We start from the raw sequence: 18,216 nt of genomic DNA, 5'->3' as shown, positions 1-18,216 counted from the left end.
TTCCAAAACTCAATTCGGGACGGCACGCCGCAGCCTGCACTAATCTAGGTAGGAGGGGCTTAGGCGGAGCAGCGCTTATCGTGCATCGTTCCGTGTTCCTGCGGAATCAAAATACCCGGCTCGCAGCTCTGGTATATAATCCGGTACTTTTAAGCCGTCGCGCTGCTGTTGCGTGGCGGACGGGAGCGTCTCTGCTCCGCGTTGTACGTGCCCGGGCCGTGCTGCTGCGAGCCAGCTGGTTCAGTTTTGGGTCGCACAGAAAGGGCCGCTTAGGAGGTGCGCTTGGATCTTGTCATTATTAGGACAGTTTTTGTCCTCGTTGTAGCAATCGCGTGCTTGCTGCTGCATCCGTTTGGTTTTGGCCGCATAGCCGATGCCGCCGTCGGAGCGTTGCTGGGTGCAGCCGTCATTCTATTCGAGATGCGTCTCCGCTCCGTCAGTTTGAAGCGGCTTATCGGCGCAGCGATTGGCAGCGTCCTGGGCATCATCGGCGCCTACCTCTTCAGCGTCGTCATCCGCAACAGCATCAACGCCGGGGCACTCCAAAGCTTCCTGCAGCTCTTCATCATGCTGCTCATGGCATACATAGGTCTTGCCGTCGGCGCGACGAAAGGCGAACTGTTGAATCTCGCCGCGCTCGGTGGAATCTTCGGCGGAGAAAAGCAATCCAAGAAGACGTTCAAAATTCTCGACACCAGCGTCATTATCGATGGCCGCATTGCGGACATTGCCGAGACCGGCTTCCTGGATGGAATCCTCGTCATTCCGTCGTTTGTGTTGCGAGAGCTTCAACTCGTAGCAGACTCCGCTGACGCGCTCAAGCGTAACCGGGGCCGCCGTGGCCTGGACATTCTGCAACGCATTCAGAAGATTGCCATGCTTCAGGTTCAGATCGTGGAAGACGACTTCCCGGCCGTGCGCGAAGTCGATATGAAACTGATCGAACTCGCCAAGGTTTACGAAGGCAAGATCGTCACCAACGATTTCAACCTCAACAAAGTCGCGCAACTGCACGGCGTCGAGGTGCTCAACATCAATGAGCTGGCCAACTCGCTGAAGCCCATTGTGTTACCCGGCGAGATCATGAAGGTCTTCATCCTGAAAGAAGGCAAGGAATACAACCAGGGCGTGGCCTATCTCGATGACGGCACCATGGTGGTCGTCGATAACGCGCGCAAGATGATTGGCAAGACGATCGACATCTCGGTCACGTCTGTTTTGCAAACCACCGCTGGCAAGATGATCTTTGGCAAATTCGACGAGCGTGGCACGGCTAATGTTCGGCCGGAACCGCGCCCGCCGGACACGCGAAAGAGCATTCCGCAGCCCACGTTGGTTGACAGTCAGGGGCAGCCCGCTCCGCCATCTGAGCCGACAATCGCCCCCGTACAGCCGCACGGCCATAACCAGCACTGATCATTCGTTCTTGCAAATGCCCGGCGTGTGCGCCGGGCATTTTTGTTCTGCTGACTTATGCACCTTTATGCGCCGCGACCGTTCTCTATTTCGGAAGTGTCGCATCTAAGAGGTAAATTCTGCGGTCCAGGAGAAGTTACCGATGCGCATGTTCATCAGGGTTGTGCTCGCTATAGCGCTGCTGTCCGTCCTCGCAGCCGCGCAGGATGCACCCTCAGCCGAGATTTTCGGAGGCTATAGCTACATTCGCCAGGACGTGGGCCCTCAATTCAAACTGGTCGGTCTCGATCATCCCAACTCGCACGGTTGGATGGCTGGAGGAGCCGGGTTTTTAAACCGCTGGTTCGGTATCAAGGGCGAGGTCAACGGCGTCTACGCAAGACCCGACATCAATATCGGCGGGCTAATTGGGGGCGCATTACAGGCTGTTGAACTTAAGCAAGACCTCTACACCTATACCTTTGGCCCGACTATCGCGTACAGAGCTATGACAGGCGTACAGCCCTTTGCTCATGCTCTGTTCGGCGGAGGGCACAGGAAGATCGAAACCGACTTGTTCGGCTTCAATCTGCCGGGAACCTCCAACTCGGAGAATGCCTTTGCAATGCAACTTGGTGGTGGCGCTGATTTCGCTTTTAGTCCGAGTGTAGCTATCCGAGGGCAGGTGGACTGGATTCAGACCCGCTTCAACGATCTCGCAGACGACAGGCAGAACCACTTAAAGGCCTCCGCCGGCATCGTATTCCGCTTCGGCGCTCATTGATAAACTCAAGCTGCTGTGAACAAAAGGGAGCCTGAGCGGCTCCCTTTTTCTACGCTCATTGAACTGACTCGTTGCCGCCCTGTATACTTCCTCTCCCTTATGAAGGTTATCGTCATTATTCCCGCAGCCGGGTTCGGAACGCGCATGGGCGCCGCCGGAGCGGCGGCAACGCCCGCACGCAGTAAACAATTTCTCCAGCTCGATGGCGCTCCCATCCTCATACACACGCTCCGTAAGTTTGCCGCTTGCGAAGCCGTCGATGAGATATGCATTGCCATGCGTCGTGCCGATGCTGAGGTCTTTATGCCCGAACTGCAGAAGCACGGGTTGAAGAAGGCCATTCAGACCGTCGAAGGCGGCGAACACCGCCAGCAATCTGTCGCGAACGCGCTAGACGCGATTAAGGCGGCGGAAGACGATGTCGTGCTCGTGCACGATGCCGTGCGCCCGTTCGTCGATAACGAGACGATCGTCAACGTAATTGAAGCCGCGAGGAGATACGGCGCGGCCATCGCAGGCGTGCCTGCCGTGGATACGATTAAGCAGGTCGAGCGCACGGCCGACGGCGCTGTCGTCACGTCCACTATCCCGCGCGAGTACATCGTACAGGCACAGACGCCGCAAGGCTTCCGTTTCGGCTTGCTAAAGAAAGCGTTTGACGATGCCGCTGCTGAGGGTTTTCTGGGCACCGACGAATCATCGTTACTCGAGCGCGCGCGGCACTCTGTCCACGTCGTCATGGGCTCGGCGCATAATATTAAGATCACTACGCCCGCCGATCTGGAGTTGGCCGAGTTCTTTCTTGCACAGGAGAACCGCCGCCGGACGGGTGCGTAGGAGTGATCACGGCAATAGACGTCAGACCTCCGGCGTCCTAAACTGGCAACTCGCCAACGGGTGACTGACAATTGATGTTTCGAATCGGCTACGGTTGGGATTCGCACGAGTTCAAGCCCGGTATCCCGCTCATGATCGGCGGCGTCGAACTGCCCTTTGAGAAAGGGCTGGCTGGCCACTCTGATGGCGATGTACTCCTGCACGCCTTGACCGATGCGCTGCTGGGAGCCGTTGCCGCCGGAGATATCGGCGCATTCTTCCCTCCGAGCGATCCCAAGTGGAAGGGCGCTAACTCTGTGCTCTTTATTGAAGAAGCCATGCGCCACATCGCGCGTGCAGGGTACAGGGTCGGCAACTGCGATACCACGATCATTGTTGCTGCTCCCAAAATTGGCCCACACTCCCTTCGCATCCAGAAGCGCGTTGCTGAACTGCTGAAGGTCGAAGCGGAGTGTGTTGGCATAAAGGCGAAAACTCCAGAGGGCATGGGCACAGACAACGCCGCCATCGCTCATGCAGCGGTGCTGCTCATTAGGAATTCGGATTCCAACGAGCGCAAGATGCAGGTAGCCGAAGCCCTGCCGCAGCCTGTGGTAGATGTTGTCGTCGAGAAGGTGTTGGAAGACGTGGTGCCCGAGGTTAAGAAGTAGGGGGAAGTAAAGTCTAAGAACTTACAGATACTACTCGTATCCGCAGCGCCTCCGGCGGTCGCCTGCTGGCACGTCGAAAGGTGCTGTTTTACGATAATCTCTTCAACGGTTGTCCCCCGCTGCCTCCCGCCGTAAACTATGTTTCCTCTACACACAACCTATGAAAAGTATCGTCGCATTCGCCCTGTTCGTTGCCGTCTGCGCCTCGGCGCAGACTACCAAAGTCACCCGCGATCCCGGTCCGAAGAAGGCTGAAAACGTTGCCACCTCTTCAACGGACTGGCGCACGCCGGCCGAAATCTCGGACTACCGGACCACGCCCCGATACGCAGAGACCATGACGTACGTTCATCGTCTCGCGGCCGCCGCGCCAAAGCAGATTAAGATTGAGACCTTCGGCGCAACAGGGGAAGGGCGCGACCTTGTTGCCATTATCGTCAGCAAGGATGGCGAGTTCGACCCAGCAAAGGTGCATGCAGCTAATCGCCCCATCGTATATATCCAGAACGCCATACACGCCGGCGAGATGGACGGCAAAGACGCCTCACTCGCTCTTCTGCGCGAGATCGTGGTTACGAAGAAACTTGCCAACCTCATCGATCGTGCTGTCCTGGTTGTGATTCCCATCTACAACGCCGACGGACACGAGCGCTTTGGTCCGTACAACCGCATCAACCAGAACGGCCCAGAGCAGATGGGCTGGCGCACACAGGCACGCCAACTCAACCTTAACCGCGATTACATGAAGGCCGACGCGCCCGAGACGCGCGCATTCCTGAAGCTGTGGAACCGTTACCTTCCCGACTTCTTCGTCGATGACCACGTGACCGACGGAGCGGATTACCAATACGACGTTACCTACTTCCTCGACGCCGACGCCGGCAGCTATCAGCCGGTGGGAGAATGGATTCGCAAGACGTTCGTGCCGCAATTGGAAACCGGCGTCAACGACAGCGGACATCTCATCGCGCCTTACATGGACTTCATCGGCGCTACACCGGAGTCCGGCATCTCCATTGGCCAGAGCACAACGCGCTTCGCCACCGGATACATCAACAACCAGAACCGTCCCTCGATGCTGGTCGAGATGCACATGATGAAGGACTACAAGACACGTGTGCTCGGCAATTACGAGACGCTGCGCGTTGTCCTAGAGCTTGTGAACCGCGAAGCCGACAACCTCATCCGCTTGAATCGCGAAGCCGACCAGGCCACCATCGCCGCGAAGAACTCCCGCACTATCTTCCCGTTACTCATGGAGCCAAGCGGCGAAACGCAGCCATTCCGCTACAAAGGATATAAATGGGAGACGGGTCTTAGTGAAATCTCCGGGTCGATGCGCACCACGTACACGCATGAGCCTGTGGAACTCGATATCCCGCGCCAGTCTTCGCTCAAAGTGACGCGCGCTGTCACTGTGCCCGCCGCATACGTCATCCCGGCACAGTGGACGACGGTCATCGATGTGCTCTCTGCTCACGGCATTGCTATGCGCAAGCTCACGGCATCATGGACAGGCGTAGCCGAGTTCTATCGGTGCCAGACGCCGCAATGGGCCGTGCAGCCTTTCGAGGGGCATCATCTTGCGACGTGGCCGCGCGATAAACGCAACCAGCGCGGCGAAGCCTGCGAGCCGGTTCGTGAGAAACAGACGTTTCCTGCCGGATCGGTTGTGGTCCCTACTGCCCAGCGCGCGGCAAAAATCGCCATGCACTTCCTGGAACCCGAAGCCCCGGATTCCGCCGTCGCCTGGGGCTACTTCGATTCTATCTTTGAGCAGAAGGAATACGGCGAAGCCTACGTGCTGGAGAAGCTCGCGCGCGACATGATGGCCAAAGACCCGAAACTCAAAGCTGAGTTCGAAAAGAAGGTCGTCAGCGATCACGAGTTTTCGGCCAATCCTTACGGTCGGCTCAACTGGTTCTATAAGCACTCGCCCTGGTGGGACGATCGCATCGGCTTCTACCCGGTCGGGCGGCTCGATTCCATGGACGGCCTGCCGTTAGCGAAGTAGCAAGCTGCGGGTCGCGAGTCTTGGGCGACTTTGAAGTGACCGCCGAGGAGCAGAGGAAGATAAGGCTAGAGAACGGCCCTCCGAAAGAAGGAACTCAGCCTTTGTAGTTTTGCAGATGGAAGAACTTGAGTGTCATCCTGAACGAAGCGAAGGATCTGTTTTTGTGCCGTTGCGGAATCAGAGCAGATCCTTCGACCCCGCCAAGGCGGGCGCAATCTCAGGATGACACTGCCTAGCCACCGCCAGTGCTGCTCTTGATCTCATAACGACGTTGGATGACACTTGGGTCTAGCCACCCGCCTCTGCCACGTTCCCGCATAAACGTCCGGCGAAGATTCGTACAAGTTTGCCATCAATTGCACTCCGCAGGCAGAATCGCGGAAAAGCCGCGCCCTGCGGGGTCTCCATCGCGCAAGTTCCGTTCCAGTTCAATGCCCGTTTCTGTATCGCCCCAAAAGCACCTTGTATACTTATTTGAAATGTTAAGAGTGCGTTTTGCGCCCTCTCCCACTGGGTTCTTGCACGTTGGGAGTGCGCGTACCTTCATCTTCAATTGGCTCTATGCCCGCCATCTTGGCGGGACCATGGTTCTCCGCGTGGACGACACCGACGTGGAGCGCAATACAGAAGCCTCGCTCACATCTATCTTTGAAGGATTGCGCTGGCTCAATCTCGACTGGGACGAAGAGTACAGGCAATCCGAGCGCCTGTCGCTGCATCGACAGATTGCCGACGCCATTTTCCAGAAAGGCCTAGCCTACCGTGATTTCACTCCCGCGCACGCCGGTGAGAGCGAGAAATCGGGCGTTCAGGGATGGCTGTTCAACGCCGGAATGCGAGAGCTTCCGCGCGCAGAGAGCGATCGCCGGGCCGCAACCGGAGAACCCTTCGCGTTGCGCTTCCGCGTGCCTCGCGACGGCGACAGATCGGTGCGCTTCGTCGATGGCGTTTATGGCGAGCAGGCGAAGTCGGCAGCAGACATCGAAGACTTCGCCCTGCTGCGCAGCGATGGCATGCCGACGTATCACATGGCATCATGCGCCGATGACGCCGACCTGCTTATCAGCCACATTATTCGCGGGCAGGACCATCTCTCGAACACGTTCAAGCATATTCTGATCTTCGAGGCCGCTGGAGTAACACAGCCACAATTCGCGCACCTTCCGCTGCTGGTCGCGCCGGATGGAACCAAGCTGTCAAAGCGTCGCCACGGACCGGTCGTGAGCGTCACGACGTACCGAGACGCAGGCTTTCTACCAGCGGCGTTCGTCAACTTCCTGTGCCTTCTGGGCTGGTCGCCCAAGAACGACCGCGAGCAGATGTCGCGACAGGAATTGATCGAAGCTTTTTCCCTGGAAGGGATCAATCGCGCGAATGCCGTCATTAATTTCAAGGAACCGGCCGTCACGATAGATGACACGTTTGACTCGAAGGCACTCTGGCTCAATGCGGAACACATACGAGCATTGCCGGTAGAGGATCTGAGTGAGCGCCTGCTGCCGATCGTGCGCGCTGCCGGGTTCGAGGTCGAACGCTCCAAGATGCTTCAAATTACGCCGCTGATCCGCGAGCGCATGAAGTTGCTTTGCGATGTGCTGACCGTGGCCGACTTCTTCTTTGTAGAGCAGTTGCCGCCGTATGACAGCGCCGAGCTCATCCCGCAAAAGGGAGATGCCGCAATGGCCCTTAAAGCCCTGAAGCATTCCCGCGAAGTGCTGGCGCAAACCGAGTTCAAGCATCAGGCGTTAGAAGAAGCATTGCGCCGTGCCGCTCAGGATATGGGCTTGAAGGCAGGGCAAATGTTTCAGCCCATCCGGGTTGCCGTTTGCGGCCGCAAGAATGCGCCGCCACTGTTTGAAACACTGGAAGTGCTTGGCCGCGACACTACCCTGGCGCGAATCGACCAGGCAATTCAGAGAATCCAATGAGCACGGGTACGCAGCTTCGGGCTGCGGCCGAGGACAGAAATTATGAATAACCCATCTTCCGAGACCGAGACTGGCGCGAACACGGCCGCAGAGCCGGTAACCACTCCGTCCAATTTCATTCGCGACATCATCATCGAAGACCTGAAGACGAACAAATACGACGGGCGAGTCCAGACGCGGTTCCCACCGGAGCCGAACGGATATCTCCACATCGGCCACGCTAAGTCGATTTGTATAAATTTCGGACTGGCAGCCGAGTTTGGCGGCAAGACCAATCTGCGCTTCGACGACACGAATCCGTCCAAGGAAGAGCAGGAATACGTCGATTCCATTATCGGAAACGTGAAGTGGCTCGGCTTCGATTGGGAAGACCGTCTTTTCTACGCGTCCGACTACTTCGACCAGCTTTACGAGTGGGCCGTGCAGCTCGTCAAATCCGGCAAGGCCTACGTCGATGATCTCTCGGCCGACGAGGTGCGCCAGTACCGCGGCACGCTGACCGCACCCGGCAAGGAGAGCCCCTATCGCGACCGGTCGGTCGAAGAAAATCTCGGCCTGTTTGAACGCATGCGCAAGGGCGAATTTCCTGACGGTTCACGCACTCTGCGCGCCAAGATCGATATGGCTTCGCCGAACCTGAACATGCGTGATCCGGTGATGTATCGCATCTTGCACGCCGAGCACCACCGCACGGGCAACAAGTGGTGTATCTACCCGATGTACGACTTTGCACACGGGCAATCGGACTCGCTGGAGCGGATCACTCATTCGATTTGCACCCTGGAGTTCGAGGATCATCGCCCGCTCTACAACTGGTTCATCCAGCAGTTGGGCATCTTCCCCTCTCAGCAGATAGAGATGGACCGCCTGAACCTCACGTACACGCTGCTGAGCAAGCGCAAGTTGCTCCAGTTGGTGCAGGAACATTACGTGAGCGGATGGGACGATCCCCGGATGCCAACCATCTCCGGCATACGGCGACGCGGCTATACGCCTGAAGCGATTCGGAATTTCTGCGGGGCCGTTGGCGTTTCGAAAACGAACGGCTCGACCGAACTGGCATTGCTCGAACACTTTGTCCGGGAGGACCTGAACAAGCGCGCCCCGCGCGCAATGGCCGTGCTACGACCCTTGAAGGTTGTGATCGACAACTACCCCGAGGGTCAGGTTGAAGAGATGGACGCGGTGAACAATCCGGAAGATCCCGGGGCGGGCACTCGCAAGGTGCCGTTCTCCCGCGTGCTGTATATCGAGCAGGACGACTTCCGCGAGAATCCGCCGAAGCAGTATTACCGGCTCTCTCCCGGGCGCGAGGTTCGGTTGCGCTATGCCTACCTCGTCACCTGTACCAGCGTCGTGAAGGACGAGAAAACTGGCGAAGTTGTCGAAGTGCACTGCACGTACGATCCGGCAACCCGCAGTGGTAATGCTCCCGATGGGCGCAAGGTGAAGTCCACCATGCACTGGGTGTCAGCGGCTCATGCCGTAGATGCCGAGGTGCGGATCTACGACAAGCTCTTCACCAAAGAGAATCCGAACCAGACGGAAGAGGGGCAGGACTTCACTTCCAATTTGAACCCAGCTTCGCTGGAGGTGCTGACCCACTGCAAGCTGGAACCGATGCTGGCAAAAGCTCCGGTGGAAAGCCGCTACCAATTCGAGCGTCTCGGCTACTTCTGCGTCGATCTCGACTCGACTCCCGAAAAGCCAGTGTTCAACCGCACCATCGCGCTGAAAGATACCTGGGCTAAGATCGAGAAAGGGCAACGCGGAAAGGGCAATCAGGGATAGCTTCGGCGTTGAATGACCGTCTTTCCAGCGCAGGCTGGACTGAGAGTGCTTAGAGCTAATTCAGAATATGCGTCATGGAGCGTAGCGCCCCGCGGGCGCGTAGTCGAACCGCCTTGTGTTTCCGCCGCACACAAACCACAAGGTGTCTCCACTTCGCGCCTTCGGCGCTCCGGTCGACATGAAGCTATTTCTCAGATCAACATTTATCGCTGCTTGTCCCATCCTGCTCTCCACTGATACGCTGATTAGCTTTTCTCATGCGAATCACACGACTGCTCGGCTTCATCTCTATATCCCTGCTTGTGCTCGCCGGCGCAGGCTGCGGCACGCCCGGTGCGCCGCAACCTCCGTCTCTCGACCTGCCGCGCCCCGTCGAGGACCTTGCCGCTACGCGCAAGGGCAACCTTGTTGTTCTCGAATGGACGCAGCCCAGCCAGACCACCGATCGTCGCAACATCCGCAGGCCTGCTGCAACGCGTGTCTGCCGCGCCATAGGACAGCTTGCGTTGACGCAGTGCGGCGACATTGTCGCTTCGCTGACCCCGGAACAGATTACTTCCGCGACGTCGCAAGGGCAGCGCCCGCACGTCGTGTTCAACGACACGCTTCCCGCTGCGAATTCCGCCACTGGCTTCGCGACCTACGCCATCGAAGCCCTAAGCCCGCGCGACCGCAGCGCCGGACTGTCGAACCAGGTGCGCGTATCGCTCGCGCCCACTCTACCCGCGCCGCAAGACGTTCGCGCGCAACTGTCGCCTGAGGGCGTTGCCGTCTCCTGGACAGGGCTCACGCGCAGCGCAGCGCCAAAGTCGCCCGCTCTCGGCTTCCGCTATCGCCTGCTCCGCCGCCCCGCCGGACAGGGAAGCTTTGTGATTGTTGAAGAGTTGCCCCTCGACAGCGCTGTCCGCACAGTTCCAGATCACAGCTTCGAGTGGGAACAGACCTACGAGTACAAGGTCACTTCCGTCACGGAGGTCGTTGAATCCGGACAAGCCACCGCCGAAGTGGAAGGCGAAGATTCTCCCGCCATCAAAATCTTCGTGCACGATACTTTTCCGCCCGTACAAGCGACGGGTCTTCAGGCCGTCTTCTCCGGTGTCGGACAAAAGCCCTCCATCGATCTCACCTGGGCTCCCAATGCCGAGAGCGACGTTGCCGGCTATAACGTCTTCCGGCACGAAGCCGGTACCGCGCCACAGAAGATCAACGCAGAACCGGTGAAGTCTTCGGCATACCGCGATCCAGAGGTCGCCGCCGGACATACATATTTCTATGCCGTCTCCGCCATCGACCTCCGCGGAAACGAAAGCCCGCGTTCGGAAGAAACGAGCGAGACGGTGCCCGAAGTAAAATGATCGCCTGGCTTTCGTATTCCGATTATCAATAATGAAAGGGCCTTCCTCGCACGAGTTCTGCGGTGAACGGTCCTCCGAGGTCTTATGCGCTTCTGCCGATACATGACTCCCGAAGGCGCCCGCTACGGCATCATCTCCACAGTGGATGGACGCGACACCATCACGGCTTCAATGCCGGGACCGCAGCTTCAAGTCTCGGAGTTCGGAATCCCGCAGCGAATCATGCTGCCTGCTGTGGAATCTATTCAGGCGCTCGAAACCGCCATACCGCTCGATAAAGCCACCGTCCTCATTCCTTTTCCGCTGTTGAGCAAAGTCCTGTGCGTTGGCCGCAACTATGCGGACCATGTGCATGAGATGGGCAACGATCTCCCGAAATCGCCGCTGATCTTTTCCAAGCCGCCATCATCGCTACTGTCGAATGGCGGAGAAATTCGCCGTCCAGCCGCTCTTTCGCAGCGCGTAGATCACGAAGGCGAACTCGGCGTCATCATCGGACGCACCTGCCACAAGCTCGGCGACGACGAAGATGTCCGCGACTACGTCCTCGGATACACCTGCGTGAACGACGTCACCGCCCGCGATCTGCAGAAGACCGATGGCCAGTGGACACGCGCCAAGGGCTTCGATACTTTCTGCCCCGTCGGCCCGGCAATATCGACGGACATCGATCCGTGGAAGGGCGTGAAGGTCGAGACGCGCGTCAACGGAGAGGTGCGCCAGAGCGGTTCAACGGCCGATTTCATCTTCCCGCTGGATGCTATAATTCGCTATATCTCGCAGGTAATGACGCTGTTACCAGGAGATTTGATTGCCACCGGAACCCCTTCCGGAGTCGGCCCGCTCAACCCAGGCGATGTCGTCGAAATCACGGTAGAGGGCGTCGGTACGCTTCGCAATCCAGTCGTGAACGACTGAGTTTCGACTCTGACGCAGCGCGAAAGCAGTGAGCCAAACATGAAATTCTTTATCGACACCGCAAACATCAACGAGATTCGCGAAGCCGAAGCTCTCGGCATCCTGGACGGCGTTACAACGAACCCGTCGCTCGTTGCCAAGGAAGGCAAAGGCAAGTCTTTTAAGGACACCATCCTCGAGATATGCAACATCGTCGATGGCCCGGTCAGCGTCGAGGTGGTCGCGACTGAAAAAGACGGCATGCTGAAGGAAGCGCGCGAGTTCGCCACCTGGCACAAGAACGTCGTCGTCAAGTTGCCCACCACGCGCGAGGGCATCAAGGCTTGCAAAGTCCTGAGCGGTGAGGGCACCAAGACCAACATGACCCTCTGCTTCAGTGCCAACCAGGCGTTGCTCGTGGCCAAAGCCGGCGGCACCTACGTCAGCCCCTTTGTTGGACGCCTTGATGACATCAGCCACAACGGTATGGATCTCATCCGTCAGATCGTCCAGATCTACGACAACTACGGATACCAGACGCAGGTGCTCACGGCTTCCGTGCGTCATCCGTTGCACGTCGTCGATGCCGCGCTCGCCGGTTCGCACGTTGCCACGATTCCCTGGAAGGTGCTCGAGATGATGTTCAACCATCCGCTCACCGACAAGGGCCTGGCCGCATTCCTGAAGGACTGGGAAAAGATGAAGGAATTGGAGTACGCGAAAGTTTAGTCAGGCGGCTCCTCAGTTTGAGACGCTACGACTTCAGGCAGGCGGCACGGCGCCTCCGTCGTGCCGCACCTAGCCAAACTTCTTTCCGGGACTGCCGTCCTGGACTTAGGAGTATCGCCCCTTCGGGCTAATTCTGCGCAGGACCGGTGTTGGGCTCAGCCTATATCTATCTGCCTAGGTATATGGCCGGATGCCTTTATCTCCCCGGCTGGTGGTACCTTGTCCAAGGTCTTCAGTTTTCTTTATGAGCAATCTTCGCCTCTATTCTGTCGTGCTGGGCGGTGCCACCGTTGCGCTTGTCGGAGTCACCTGTTGGCTGCGCAGTCATAAAAAGACCGAGGAGCAGCGCGAACACGAACGCCGTCAGCGAATCAGCCTCACCGGACGGATCACCGATGGGACCGTCATTGACGTGCATGAGAGCACGGATGAGCTACACGGCACCATTCAGTTGCTCATCTATCAGTACGACGTGGCCGGAGTTTCTTACGAATGTTCGCAGGACGTGACGTACTTGCGGCAGTTCATCGATTTGCACTCCTGCCGCATCGGGCTGCCCACCTCGATCAAGTACGATCCGCACAATCCCGGTAACTCTATCGTCATCTCAGAGGAGTGGAGCGGTTTGCGCAAGTCGTCGACGCGCTCTCTGGCGTCCATGGACAAGCAAACGGAATTTCTATAGCTGGGTTTTCCCGAGATTTCTAAGCCTCTTAAGAGTTTTAGGTACCTTCGTGCGCCGGTCCTCTACCCCGGATTGCTAGAATAGACAGGAATGTCCAGCCTTCCTTTACCAATCGCCGCCTTCCTTGCGGGTGTGCTTTCGTTTCTTTCCCCGTGCGTGCTTCCGTTGGTTCCCGGCTACGTCTCGCTTATATCCGGCGCAAGCGTTGAAACGCTACAGGCTGCTGACCGCAAACTGATGCGTTCCGTCATGCTGAACTCGCTCATGTTCATTCTGGGCTTCAGCATCGTTTTCATTCTTCTGGGCGCTGTCGCTACTACGCTGGGCCAGGTCACTCGCCAATATCACAGTGTGCTTGCGAAAATTGCTGGCATCATAATCATCGTGTTTGGCCTGCACCTTACGGGACTGTTCAAGATCAACGCGCTCTATAGCGATAAGCGCATGCACGGCGTCAAGGGTGGCAGCACCCCTCTGGGTTCATTCCTGGTCGGCTTCGCCTTCGCCTTCGGGTGGACTCCCTGCATCGGGCCCATCCTTGCCGGCATCCTGATACTAGCGGGCTCGCAGGACACGGTTGCGAAGGGCATTCTGCTACTCGGCATTTATTCGCTCGGCCTTGCCGTGCCGTTCCTCATCACGTCGTTGGGTGTTCAGCGCTTCCTAGGCTTTTACAGTAGATTTCGCCGGCATCTGCACACGGTGGAGGTTATCAGCGGCGTGCTGCTGATCGTTTTTGGCACGCTCATAGCCCTGGGCCAGTTCAGCCGCTTATCCGGCTATCTTGGATTCTTGAACCGGTTCGCGCTTTAGCGCCGCGGGTTCATCGGGAAAGGTTTTTGCGTGAATCGAAACGCGATTATTCTCGCGATTATCATCGTTGTGATCGCCGTCATGCTTTTTAGCGGACGCCTGCTCAACCGCTCAGGCAATGGTGCCGACGGCCAGAACATTGTCGGCGATGTCAAAGGGAAAACAGCCCCTGACTTTGAATTGAAGGACCTCAACGGCAACACCGTTAAGCTCTCGCAATTCCGTGGCAAAGCCATCCTGCTCAATTTCTGGGCGACGTGGTGCACTCCTTGTAAGACCGAAATGCCCTGGTTCGTTGACCTCCAGGAGCGTTATGGCGGCGACGGTCTCCAGGTAATCGGCGTCGCCATGGACGATGCCGGACTGGACACGATTTCGAAGTTTGCGAAGGACATGAACCTCAACTACACCGTCCTGCTTGGCAAGGAGTCCATCTCGGAACTCTATGGCGGCGTGAATTTCCTGCCCACGACGTTCTACATCGACCGGAACGGGAAGATAGTGGACCGTGTCTTCGGCATCGTGAATCGCAAGGAGATTGAAGACAACGTCAAAAAGGCTCTGGAATCGAAAGTTGCCGAAGCCGATGGAAACGCGCCCAGCACGCAGGCCTTGCCTTCGAGCGTGCCGCAATCAACCCCACCGGATGATCCCACGCCGTCCTATCCGCCCGCAGTCAAGGTGAACTAAGAAAACATGAAACGTATCTCCATTGCACTCGCTTTCGTACTTGTTCTTGTTGGCTCAGCGCTCGCGCAAAATGCCAATACTCAGCCAAGCGTAACGATCGTGCCGGCCGACCCCGTTGTGGTGCGTGCTGGTTCTTCATCCCCGGCGCAGCTTGTGTTTCGCGTCAACAGCGGTTTCCACATCAACTCCAACAAGCCCAATTCCGAGCTTCTCATTCCGACCTCACTCAAGCTCAGTCCACCAACGGAGGTCATGATCGCCGGCGTAAAGTATCCTGCAGGCGAGCAACTTGTCTTTCCGTTTTCGCCCGACGAAAAGCTCAGCGTGTACTCTGGCGATTTCAAGGTGTCGGCGCTCGTCCGCGCCGCGCGGGGAACGCCAGTCGGAACCTATCGCGTGCACGGCGAACTCAAGTACCAGGCGTGCAACAACCGCCAATGCTTCCCGCCGAAAACGGTTCCAGTTTTCTTTGACGTAAGAATCGCAAAAGGCAGCCGTCGCTAACAGAGAGCGTTGTCATACTTCTGAGCGAGGCGTGTAAGCCCGAAGTCCGCGGATCCCCGTTGCCATCACGGTGCAGATGAAAGGTATCCTTCGACCTCGCGCCTTCGTCGCTTCGCTTAGGAAGACAATGAAACTCGATAACGCAGGCAACGCAGCTGGCTCGCTTGGGTGAGGCGCTTGTGCCCGGATCAGCCATTCAGCAGCTTAGCGGCTCAGTACTCACGCCCGATTTGCTTTCTGGATTGAGAGATGTAGATTACCCGCAACATGCAGTAAGTAGCTCAATGTCACAGAACAATGTTTGCCAGCAGAGTTATAATCCGACGCTGCTTGAGGCCGGACTCTGTTTGGTCCATGCGGAAATTGCAGCTACTAGTTGGAGGCGACGTGAAGAACACTAATAAGATGATTGCTGTTGTGGTGTGTGCTCTTGTTGTTCTGGTGTGCGGCTCGATGTTGTTCGCTCAGGAAAAAGCTCCGGGAACCGTTATCTTGAAAGGCGCGGCGATGGGTGGCGTGAAGTTTGATCACAAGGCCCACGCGACCAACAAGTGCGCTATCTGCCACCACGCTTCGAAGCCAGAGCGTCCGGCGAAAGCGAAGTTCGAAGCTTGCGCCGATTGCCACACGAAGACCGTAGCGGCCCCGATGAAGACGAAGGCGCAGGCTGCTTTCCACAACCCGGCTGCGCAGGCTGGTGTTTGCATCGATTGCCACAAAGCCGAGAACGCAAAGGGCAAAAAGGTTCCGATGAAGTGTACCGATTGCCACAAGAAAGAGAACGTCTAAAGCGACGCTGCAATCAGGCATTTTCGAGGGCGCGCCGCTAGTCGACGCGCCCTCATGCTTTGCACAAAGCAAAGGCGCGGAGATGATCCGCGCCTTTTGTCGTTCTGCTCGTCGCCGGTTACAGGATGTAACGCGAGAGATCCTGGTCCTTCACAATGTCTACCAGCATCTTCTTGACGTACTCGGCGTCAATTTTCACGTCCTTGTCCTTGAGGTCGGGAGCGGAGAAGCTGATCTCGTCGAGAACGCGTTCCATGATGGTGTGCAAGCGTCGCGCGCCGATGTTTTCTGTCCCTTCATTGACGCGAGCGGCAAAGTTCGCGATCTCCTGCAAAGAGTCGCTGGTGAATTCGAGCTTAATGTTTTCGGTCTCAAGCAGCGCAATATACTGCTTCACAAGCGAAGACTTCGGCTCCGTGAGAATCTTGATAAAGTCTTCGACGGTGAGCGACTGCAACTCGACGCGAATCGGGAAGCGTCCCTGGAGTTCAGGGATGAGATCACTGGGCTTGGAAACGTGAAAGGCTCCGGCGGCGATGAACAGGATGTGATCCGTGCGGACCATTCCGTATCGAGTGTTCACCGTCGTGCCTTCTACGATCGGCAGGATATCGCGCTGTACGCCTTCGCGCGAAACGTCGGGCCCGCCGTGGCCGCTCTCGCGTCCGGCAATTTTATCGATCTCATCGAGGAAGATGATGCCCGAGTTCTCGACCCGCTCCAGCGCCGTGCGCGTGACCTGGTCCATGTCTATGAGACGCTGTTCTTCTTCCTGGATAAGGTACTCGAAGGCCTCGCTAACCTTCATCTTCCGCTTCTTGGTGCGCTGGCCGAAGATGCTAGGCAGCATGTCCTTGATGTTGACGTCCATCTCCTCAACGCCCTGGTTGGAGATGATCTCGAACGAAGGCGTGCTCTTCTCGCGCACTTCGAGTTCGACAATGCGGTCGTCGAGCTTGCCTTCGCGTAACTGCTGGCGCAATTTTTCACGCGTGCGCGAGCCTGCGGACTCGCCAACCAGAGTGGGCTGCGAAGCGAAGCCGACCGTGCTGCTCTCGCTGTAGCTGGCGGCCGGAGCTGCCGGTGCGTTCGCGGGAGGCATCGCCGGCAGCAGAAGATCGAGCAGGCGCTCTTCTGCGTTCAGTTCTGCTTTGTCGGCGACGTCTTCGAGCTTCTCTTCCCGCACCATCTCGATCGCGATCTCGATGAGGTCGCGGATCATGGACTCGACATCGCGTCCGACGTAGCCGACCTCGGTGAACTTGCTGGCTTCCACCTTGAGAAACGGTGAGTTGGCGAGCTTGGCGAGACGGCGCGCGATTTCCGTTTTGCCGACGCCGGTGGGTCCGATCATGATGATGTTCTTGGGCATCACCTCTTCGGCCAACTCGGGCGACAGTTTCTGGCGGCGCATGCGGTTGCGCAACGCAATAGCTACGGCGCGCTTTGCGGCGTTCTGGCCGACAACATACTTATCGAGCTCGACGACGATCTCACGCGGAGTGAGCTCGTCCAGCACGAGCTGTTCTTCTTCAGCGGTAGCGGGAAGATAAATAGCCACTTCAAAAACTCCAATTGCCGGTTCCGGGTTGCCAGACGCACAGGGCGTAAAGGCGTGCGAAAACCAGGCGGGCACTCAATGTGCCGGAACGAAACGAGCGCAGTTTGTGCGCGGTTAGAGCTCCTCAATGGTGACGTGATCGTTGGTATAGATGCAGGTCTTGCCGGCGATCCTCATGGCCTCTTCGGCGATGGTGCGCGCCGGAAGCGTCGTATGGTCGATGAGCGCCTGAGCAGCAGCCATTGCGTACGGGCCACCGCTGCCGATCGCGGCAATGCCGCCATCCGGCTCGATCACATCGCCTTGCCCACTCAGCAGGAACGTCTGGTTCTGGTCGGCGACCAGAAGCAGAGCCTCGAGCTGGCGAAGCATCTTGTCCGTGCGCCAATCTTTGGCCAGTTCGACAGCAGCACGGCCAAGATTGCCGTGGTACTGCTCAAGCTTAGATTCAAAGCGTGCGAACAGTGAAAACGCATCGGCGGTAGAGCCGGCAAAGCCGGCGAGGATCTTCTCGCCATAGAGACGACGAATTTTCCGCGCGCCGTGCTTGATGATGCCTTCGCCGAGCGTAACCTGGCCGTCGCCGGCCATAACGACCTTGCCATCGCGGCGGATACACAGGACGGTGGTGGAGCGAATCTTCTGCGAGCGCGGTTCGCCTTGAGGAAGTGGGCGGGTAGCTTCTGACTTTCTTATCATGAGACTAATTGCCGATTATAGCAGCGCAGAGCGGAGTTAGCGGGGCGTACGCCAGCAGCACCTAAAAGCCCAATGGCGAGGAGTTCCACGGAAAA

Annotated in this window: 17 protein-coding genes; 15 read left to right on the top strand and 2 right to left on the bottom strand. The window is 57.7% G+C overall.

The genetic code is table 11. The annotated features are described in order from the left end of the window. Positions 1-276: 276 nt before the first annotated feature. The 15 genes from VN622_07985 (at position 277) to VN622_07915 (ending at position 15,861) form a co-directional block, all read left to right on the top strand. Positions 277-1,416: a PIN domain-containing protein gene (locus tag VN622_07985; GenBank protein ID HWR35788.1), complete on the top strand. Its 1,140-nt coding sequence runs from the start codon at positions 277-279 to the stop codon at positions 1,414-1,416. 142 nt (positions 1,417-1,558) lie between these two features. Beyond that, positions 1,559-2,179 (top strand): outer membrane beta-barrel protein, encoded by a 621-nt coding sequence (locus VN622_07980; protein ID HWR35787.1) that lies wholly within the window; start codon positions 1,559-1,561, stop codon positions 2,177-2,179. 99 nt (positions 2,180-2,278) lie between these two features. After that, entirely contained in the window at positions 2,279-3,016 is a 738-nt protein-coding gene (gene ispD, locus VN622_07975) for a 2-C-methyl-D-erythritol 4-phosphate cytidylyltransferase (GenBank protein ID HWR35786.1), read from the top strand. Between the two features lie 74 nt (positions 3,017-3,090). Then, positions 3,091-3,666 (top strand): 2-C-methyl-D-erythritol 2,4-cyclodiphosphate synthase, encoded by a 576-nt coding sequence (ispF, locus tag VN622_07970; protein ID HWR35785.1) that lies wholly within the window; start codon positions 3,091-3,093, stop codon positions 3,664-3,666. A gap of 160 nt (positions 3,667-3,826) precedes the next feature. Then, positions 3,827-5,680 (top strand): M14 family metallopeptidase, encoded by a 1,854-nt coding sequence (locus tag VN622_07965; GenBank protein ID HWR35784.1) that lies wholly within the window; start codon positions 3,827-3,829, stop codon positions 5,678-5,680. Positions 5,681-6,111: 431 nt separating this feature from the next. After that, positions 6,112-7,608, top strand: a complete 1,497-nt coding sequence (gene gltX, locus VN622_07960; GenBank protein ID HWR35783.1) for a glutamate--tRNA ligase — start codon at positions 6,112-6,114, stop codon at positions 7,606-7,608. 42 nt (positions 7,609-7,650) lie between these two features. Further along, positions 7,651-9,399 (top strand): glutamine--tRNA ligase/YqeY domain fusion protein, encoded by a 1,749-nt coding sequence (locus VN622_07955; protein ID HWR35782.1) that lies wholly within the window; start codon positions 7,651-7,653, stop codon positions 9,397-9,399. Between the two features lie 257 nt (positions 9,400-9,656). Next, positions 9,657-10,754, top strand: a complete 1,098-nt coding sequence (locus VN622_07950; protein ID HWR35781.1) for a hypothetical protein — start codon at positions 9,657-9,659, stop codon at positions 10,752-10,754. An 84-nt stretch (positions 10,755-10,838) separates the two neighbouring features. Next, a complete protein-coding gene (locus tag VN622_07945) occupies positions 10,839-11,672 on the top strand; it encodes a fumarylacetoacetate hydrolase family protein (protein ID HWR35780.1) in 834 nt (277 codons plus the stop codon). A 39-nt stretch (positions 11,673-11,711) separates the two neighbouring features. Then, complete coding sequence (fsa, locus tag VN622_07940; protein ID HWR35779.1) at positions 11,712-12,380, top strand: fructose-6-phosphate aldolase; 669 nt, start codon at positions 11,712-11,714, stop codon at positions 12,378-12,380. Positions 12,381-12,624: 244 nt separating this feature from the next. Next, a complete protein-coding gene (locus VN622_07935) occupies positions 12,625-13,065 on the top strand; it encodes a hypothetical protein (protein ID HWR35778.1) in 441 nt (146 codons plus the stop codon). Positions 13,066-13,155: 90 nt separating this feature from the next. Next, complete coding sequence (locus VN622_07930; GenBank protein ID HWR35777.1) at positions 13,156-13,878, top strand: cytochrome c biogenesis protein CcdA; 723 nt, start codon at positions 13,156-13,158, stop codon at positions 13,876-13,878. Positions 13,879-13,908: 30 nt separating this feature from the next. Beyond that, positions 13,909-14,568: a TlpA disulfide reductase family protein gene (locus VN622_07925; GenBank protein ID HWR35776.1), complete on the top strand. Its 660-nt coding sequence runs from the start codon at positions 13,909-13,911 to the stop codon at positions 14,566-14,568. A gap of 6 nt (positions 14,569-14,574) precedes the next feature. Then, positions 14,575-15,072: a protein-disulfide reductase DsbD domain-containing protein gene (locus tag VN622_07920; protein ID HWR35775.1), complete on the top strand. Its 498-nt coding sequence runs from the start codon at positions 14,575-14,577 to the stop codon at positions 15,070-15,072. Between the two features lie 387 nt (positions 15,073-15,459). Next, entirely contained in the window at positions 15,460-15,861 is a 402-nt protein-coding gene (locus tag VN622_07915) for a cytochrome c3 family protein (GenBank protein HWR35774.1), read from the top strand. Between the two features lie 118 nt (positions 15,862-15,979). Here the strand turns inward: VN622_07915 and hslU are convergent, their stop codons facing one another. Both hslU and hslV read right to left on the bottom strand, forming a co-directional pair. Then, the gene (gene hslU, locus VN622_07910; GenBank protein HWR35773.1) at positions 15,980-17,422 is read right to left on the bottom strand and encodes an ATP-dependent protease ATPase subunit HslU; all 1,443 of its coding nucleotides are present in this window, start codon (positions 17,420-17,422) and stop codon (positions 15,980-15,982) included. Positions 17,423-17,536: 114 nt separating this feature from the next. After that, positions 17,537-18,121 (bottom strand): ATP-dependent protease subunit HslV, encoded by a 585-nt coding sequence (hslV, locus tag VN622_07905; GenBank protein ID HWR35772.1) that lies wholly within the window; start codon positions 18,119-18,121, stop codon positions 17,537-17,539. Positions 18,122-18,216: the final 95 nt, after the last annotated feature.

The sequence above is a fragment of the Clostridia bacterium genome, assembly GCA_035561135.1.
Taxonomy (GTDB): domain Bacteria; phylum Acidobacteriota; class Terriglobia; order Terriglobales; family Acidobacteriaceae; genus DATMYA01.
The sequence above is the reverse complement of the archived record's forward strand: the minus strand, read 5'-3'. Positions and strand labels throughout refer to the sequence as shown.